Below are 5,052 nucleotides of genomic sequence, written 5' to 3' on the forward strand. Positions count from 1 at the left end.
CGGCCGTACTCGTAGAGGTGGTCCATCTCCTCGACGGTGACCTCGAGCTCGGCCATGCCGGTCCACCCCGACTCGACCGCGAGCTCGGCCCGGTACTCCTCTGCCTCGAGGCCGCACGCCGAGGCCTTGACCCGCATCGGCAGGTCCTTGCTCACGATCGTGACGAGCCGCCCCTCGTTGGCCAGGTTGCGGGCCACCGCGAGGATGCGGGTGTCGTTGTCGCCGAGGCGGAAACCCGCAGGCAACGACGCGGCATCCGTGTGGTTCAGCTCGATGCGCAAGGTGCCGCCCTCCTCACCGATGGGCACCGGGGCGTCGAGGCGCCCGGCTGCGATCCGCAGGTCGTCGAGCAGGCGCAGGGCCGTGCGCGCGAAGTACCCGAGCTCGGGGTGGTGGCGCTTGGCCTCGAGCTCGGTGACGACGACCACCGGCAGCACCACCTCGTGCTCCTTGAAGCGGGTGATCGCGCGCGGGTCGGACAACAGGACCGAGGTGTCGAGCACGTACGTGCGACGCGGCTCCTCCCCCTGGCGTGCTGACGGTGCCGGTCGGGTACTCGAGGCCATGGTCGCTCCTGAAGGGGTGCGGGGCTGCAGTGCTCTCGACGCTACGACTGCCTGCCCCGCGCCCCGACGCACGCGGCCGGGCGTGTTGAGGTGAATTCTGCGCGACGCGGCAACGCGTGTGACTGCTGTGATTGGTGTGGCGTCTGGGATGCCGTGGCGCCTCAGGAGCCGAACCGACGGTGCCGCTCGCCGTAGGCGCGCAGGGCGCGCAGGAAGTCGACCTTGCGGAAGTCGGGCCAGTAGGCCTCACAGAAGTAGAACTCGCTGTGCGCGCTCTGCCAGAGCAGGAACCCGCCCAGTCGCTGCTCCCCCGACGTGCGGATCACGAGGTCCGGGTCGGGCTGACCCTTGGTGTAGAGGTGCTCGGCGATGTGCTCGACGTCGATGACCTCGGCGAGCTCCTCGATGCTCGTCCCCATGGCCGCCTGCTGCTGCAACAGCGAGCGCACGGCATCCGCGATCTCGCGTCGCCCGCCGTAGCCGACGGCGACGTTGACGAGCATCCCGTCGACGTCACGGGTGCGATCCTCGGCGGCCTTCAGCCGCGCAGCGGTCTGCGCCGGGAGCAGGTCCAGGGCCCCCACGGGGTGGATTCGCCAGCGGTGGGTGGCCGCGAGGGTGTCGACCGCGGCCTCGATGATCCCGAGCAGGGGCCGCAACTCGTCCTCGGGACGGTTGAGGTTGTCGGTGGACAGCAGCCACAAGGTGACGACCTCGACGCCGACCTCGTCGCACCAGGAGAGCAGGTTCTCGATGTTGTCGGCGCCGGCCTGGTGCCCCTCGCTGGCTCCGGCACCGCGGGCTCGGGCCCACCGACGGTTGCCGTCGAGCATGACCCCGACGTGGCGCGGTACGGAGGACGCCTCGAGCTCGCGCAGCAGGCGGCGCGCGTACGCCGCGTAGAGCACGTCACTCAGCGCCATGCTCGCCTGCCTCTCGATCGCACCCCGGCCGTCGCGGGCTCGCGGACGACAGGGTCACGCTACTCCCGCAGGGGGCCTTCGGGCGGGGGGTCCGGGGGTGTGCCGGGCCCCAAAACGGGCGGCGACGCAGCCGTGTTCCCGTGCGGGCATGCGGTGAGAGTCACGGCTGCGCGCCTCGCCAACCTACGCTTGCGTAAGTTAGATTCGGTTCATGACTCCGCTCGACCCGCCCGCGACCTCTGACCCGAGCCGTCGCGAGGCCCTCGAACAGCGGGTCGAAGAGCTCGAGCAACGCGTCGAGGCCGCCTTCGACCACGTCAAGCCCAAACTGCGCGGTTGGTTGCACGCGGGCATGGTGCCCGTGGCGCTGATCGCCGGGATCGTGCTCGTGGTCCTGGCAACCACGACGACCGGCAAGGTCTCGGCGGCGATCTTCGGCGGCACCGCGGTGCTGCTGTTCGGCACCTCGGCCGTCTACCACCGCGGGACGTGGTCACCGCGCATGGGGGCGTTCCTGCGGCGCTTCGACCACTCGAACATCTTCCTCATCATCGCCGGCACCTACACGCCGTTCGCCCTGCTCCTGCCCCCGGACCAGGCCCGACGCATGCTCACCATCGTCTGGGCCGGCGCGATCATCGGGGTGCTGTTCCGGGTGTTCTGGTCCCATGCTCCGCGCTGGCTGTACGTGCCCGCCTACGTGATGCTCGGCTGGGTCGCGGTCTTCTACTTCGGGCCACTGCTCGAGCACGCCGGAGCCGCGGTCATGACGTGGATCGTCATCGGCGGGGCCCTCTACAGCGCGGGCGCCATCGTCTACGGCACCAAGAAGCCGGACATCTCACCACGCTGGTTCGGCTTCCACGAGGTCTTCCACACGCTCACGATCCTCGCGTTCGGGTCGCACTTCGTGGCTGCCTCGCTCGCCCTGAGCGCCCCCGCCTGACCCCGACTTCGTCGCGGGGGTCAGTCGCTCCCGCCGCCGCCTCCGCCGTCCGAGCCACCGCTGTCGCTGGAGCCGGTGTCCTTGGAGCTGCTGTCGTCCGCGGGTGAGCGGTCATCCGCCCTGTCGTCGTCGTTCCTGCGGCTGTCGGAAACGTCGCCCGGGCCGGCCTGGGCCTCGTCGCGGCCACGGTGGGCCGCCTGCTGGCGATAGGACATCCGGCGCATCCGGGCATTCATGTTCCGCATGAGGAACCACAGGACCATCGCCATGATGAAGAAGGCGACGAACGCGAAGAAGCCCGGTGCGACGGCGGCTGAGGGTGCATCGGTCATGAGTCTCGCTCCGTACGCGTGTCGTGGACGATGGTCAGGTTCCCCGAGGTGGCCAACGCGTCGGCGGCCTGCACGTCGGCTGGCAGCCCCGCGAACAGGTCGTCCTCGTCCGGGGCGATGGGCACGAAGGACAGCGCCGCCTCGTAGTCCTCGGTGGGCCACACCTGCACCTGGACCTCGCGGGGGACCCGGAAGAACGAACCGTCGGGGTCGACCTGGGTCGCGTGGGCGACCAGCGCGGCATCCCTGCGGTCGAACCACGCGGAGCACTCGACGCAGGTGGTGACCGCCCGGTCGGGGCGCGTCCAGCTCTCGAGCCACTCGGCGTAGGGGCTCTCCTCGCCGAGCGCGGTCAGCGCCTGGTGGAACGCCTCCACGCGTGCCTTGCTGAACGTCTGGTTGTAGTACACCTTCAACGGCTGCCACGCGGGGCCGGCGTGCGGGAAGGCCTCCGGGTCGCCAGCGGCGACGACCGCGGCCATCGACACGTCATGGCACATGATGTGGTCCGGGTGCGGATAGCCACCGTTCTCGTCGTAGGTCGTGACGACGTGCGGGCGGAACCGGCGGATCTCACGCACCAGCGCCTCGGTGGTGACGCTGAGCGGCTCGAGGGCGAAGCAGCCCTCCGGCAACGGAGGAAGCGGGTCACCCTCGGGCAGACCGGAGTCGACGAAGCCGAGCCAGGTGTGCTGCACCCCGAGGATCGCCTGGGCCGCAGCCATCTCGTCGCGGCGCACCTGCGCGAGGTCGCGAAGGATGTGGGCGTCGTCCTTCAGTCGTGGGTTGAGGACGTCGCCGCGCTCGCCACCGGTGCACGACACGACGAGCACGTCATGGCCCTCGTCGACGTACTTGGCCATGGTGGCCGCACCCTTGCTGGACTCGTCGTCCGGGTGCGCGTGGACGCACATGAGACGGAGCCGGTCAGACACGTGGGACCCTTCGTACGGGGGTTGTCGGGCGTACCCGAGAATGGACCTCGACATCCTCTCATCCGCGACCGACCCTCGACGAAGGACCCGTATGCCGTTGCCCCGCCCCGCACCCGGCACCACCCGTTGGTGGGTGATCGGTGTGCTCGGCTGCGTCAGCGCTGTCGTCGTCATCGTGTGGTGGGGCATCGTCTCGACGACCGGCAGCGTGCGACCGGAGGTCACCGGGTACAGCGTCGAGTCCGACTCCGAAGTGCTCGTCAAATACGACCTGCACCGCCCCGAGGGGGTCGCCGTGCTGTGCCGGGTCAGTGCGCTCGACTCGAGCAAGGCACGCGTGGGTACCGTCGAGGATGCCGTGCCCGCCGCCGGTCCCACGTCGCTGCGGCGTGAGGTGCGCGTTCGCACCAGCGTTCGCGCGGTGACCGGCGTCGTGGACTCGTGCGCCCGGGTCCCCACGACGCCCTGACGCGCCGCCGACCGACATCCCGCCGCCCACACGGCATCCCACGACGTGCCCGCGGCAGCCCTCGTGTCGTTCACGGTGCCGATCACGCACCCGGTTGCTACCATTGACGTTTCACATCGGGTCTGGGTCCGACCTCGTGCCGCACAGCACCGCGACCCGGGCCCGTTGCCGTTGTCTACCGGGCACCCCTTCCACGAGGGGCGGGTGCCACACCATGACCAGGAGTGAGTGACGTGACCGAGACCGCCAACCAGGCGAGCTTCCTGACCCAGGGGGCCTTCGACCGCCTCAAGGCAGAGCTCGACGAGCTCTCCGGCCCGGGACGTACCGAGATCGCCAAGAAGATCGAAGCGGCCCGCGAGGAGGGCGACCTCAAGGAGAACGGTGGCTACCACGCCGCCAAGGAGGAGCAGGGCAAGATGGAGGCCCGCATCCGACAGCTGACCCAGCTGCTCGAGACGGCCATCATCGGCGAGAAGCCGGCGGACGACGGCGTCGTCGAGCCGGGCATGGTCGTCACCGTCGAGATGTTCGGCGACAAGGAGACCTTCCTGCTCGGCTCGCGCGAGATCACCGACGAGTCGCTGAACGTGTTCTCCGAGAAGTCCCCGATCGGTGCCGCGGTCAACGGGCGCAAGGTGGGCGACACCGCCTCCTACACCGCACCGAACGGCAAGCAGATCGAGGTCAAGATCCTCGAGACCACGCCGTACGACGTCTGATCCGTACCGAGATCGACCAATAGGTCACACCAGGTACGGCAGAGCCGGCCCCACGACGTCCCGAGATCGACCTATTGGTCGGTCTCGGGACGTTTCGGTGTGGGGAGGTGCCCGGTGAAGATCGTGCGGGTGTCGCCGCCGACCCACACCTCACCGTCC

Annotated in this window: 7 protein-coding genes; 3 read left to right on the top strand and 4 right to left on the bottom strand. The window is 69.6% G+C overall.

All coding sequences use genetic code 11. The features are described 5' to 3' along the window. Together PLL68_RS00800 and PLL68_RS00805 are read right to left on the bottom strand one after the other, a co-directional pair. Positions 1-566 (bottom strand): PIN domain-containing protein (locus tag PLL68_RS00800; protein ID WP_324530818.1); only part of this gene is annotated, 566 nt, incomplete at its 3' end. Between the two features lie 161 nt (positions 567-727). Next, positions 728-1,489, bottom strand: coding sequence for an isoprenyl transferase (locus PLL68_RS00805; RefSeq protein WP_324530724.1), 762 nt, complete (start codon positions 1,487-1,489; stop codon positions 728-730). Positions 1,490-1,700: 211 nt separating this feature from the next. Between PLL68_RS00805 and trhA the strand changes: the two genes are divergently transcribed. After that, on the top strand, positions 1,701-2,435 hold the full coding sequence (gene trhA, locus PLL68_RS00810; protein WP_324530726.1) for a PAQR family membrane homeostasis protein TrhA: 735 nt from the start codon (positions 1,701-1,703) through the stop codon (positions 2,433-2,435). Between the two features lie 20 nt (positions 2,436-2,455). On the opposite strand, the gene PLL68_RS00815 is transcribed toward trhA, so the two are convergent. Both PLL68_RS00815 and mca read right to left on the bottom strand, forming a co-directional pair. Further along, positions 2,456-2,767, bottom strand: coding sequence for a hypothetical protein (locus tag PLL68_RS00815; RefSeq protein ID WP_324530728.1), 312 nt, complete (start codon positions 2,765-2,767; stop codon positions 2,456-2,458). Next, on the bottom strand, positions 2,764-3,702 hold the full coding sequence (mca, locus tag PLL68_RS00820) for a mycothiol conjugate amidase Mca (RefSeq protein ID WP_324530730.1): 939 nt from the start codon (positions 3,700-3,702) through the stop codon (positions 2,764-2,766). Before mca ends, PLL68_RS00815 begins: the two co-directional genes overlap by 4 nt. A 91-nt stretch (positions 3,703-3,793) precedes the next feature. Between mca and PLL68_RS00825 the strand changes: the two genes are divergently transcribed. Both PLL68_RS00825 and greA read left to right on the top strand, forming a co-directional pair. Further along, complete coding sequence (locus PLL68_RS00825) at positions 3,794-4,171, top strand: DUF4307 domain-containing protein (protein WP_324530732.1); 378 nt, start codon at positions 3,794-3,796, stop codon at positions 4,169-4,171. 233 nt (positions 4,172-4,404) lie between these two features. Beyond that, complete coding sequence (greA, locus tag PLL68_RS00830; protein ID WP_324530734.1) at positions 4,405-4,893, top strand: transcription elongation factor GreA; 489 nt, start codon at positions 4,405-4,407, stop codon at positions 4,891-4,893. Positions 4,894-5,052 lie beyond the last annotated feature (159 nt).

It is taken from the genome of Ornithinibacter sp. (genome assembly GCF_035443565.1).
Classification (GTDB): domain Bacteria; phylum Actinomycetota; class Actinomycetes; order Actinomycetales; family Dermatophilaceae; genus Fodinibacter.

Coding starts and splice junctions, on each gene's coding strand:
- PLL68_RS00825 (WP_324530732.1), top strand. CDS start 3,794: ATGCCGTTGCCCCGCCCCGCACCCGGCACCACCCGTTGGTGGGTGATC.
- PLL68_RS00805 (WP_324530724.1), bottom strand. CDS start 1,489: ATGGCGCTGAGTGACGTGCTCTACGCGGCGTACGCGCGCCGCCTGCTG.
- PLL68_RS00815 (WP_324530728.1), bottom strand. CDS start 2,767: ATGACCGATGCACCCTCAGCCGCCGTCGCACCGGGCTTCTTCGCGTTC.
- trhA (WP_324530726.1), top strand. CDS start 1,701: ATGACTCCGCTCGACCCGCCCGCGACCTCTGACCCGAGCCGTCGCGAG.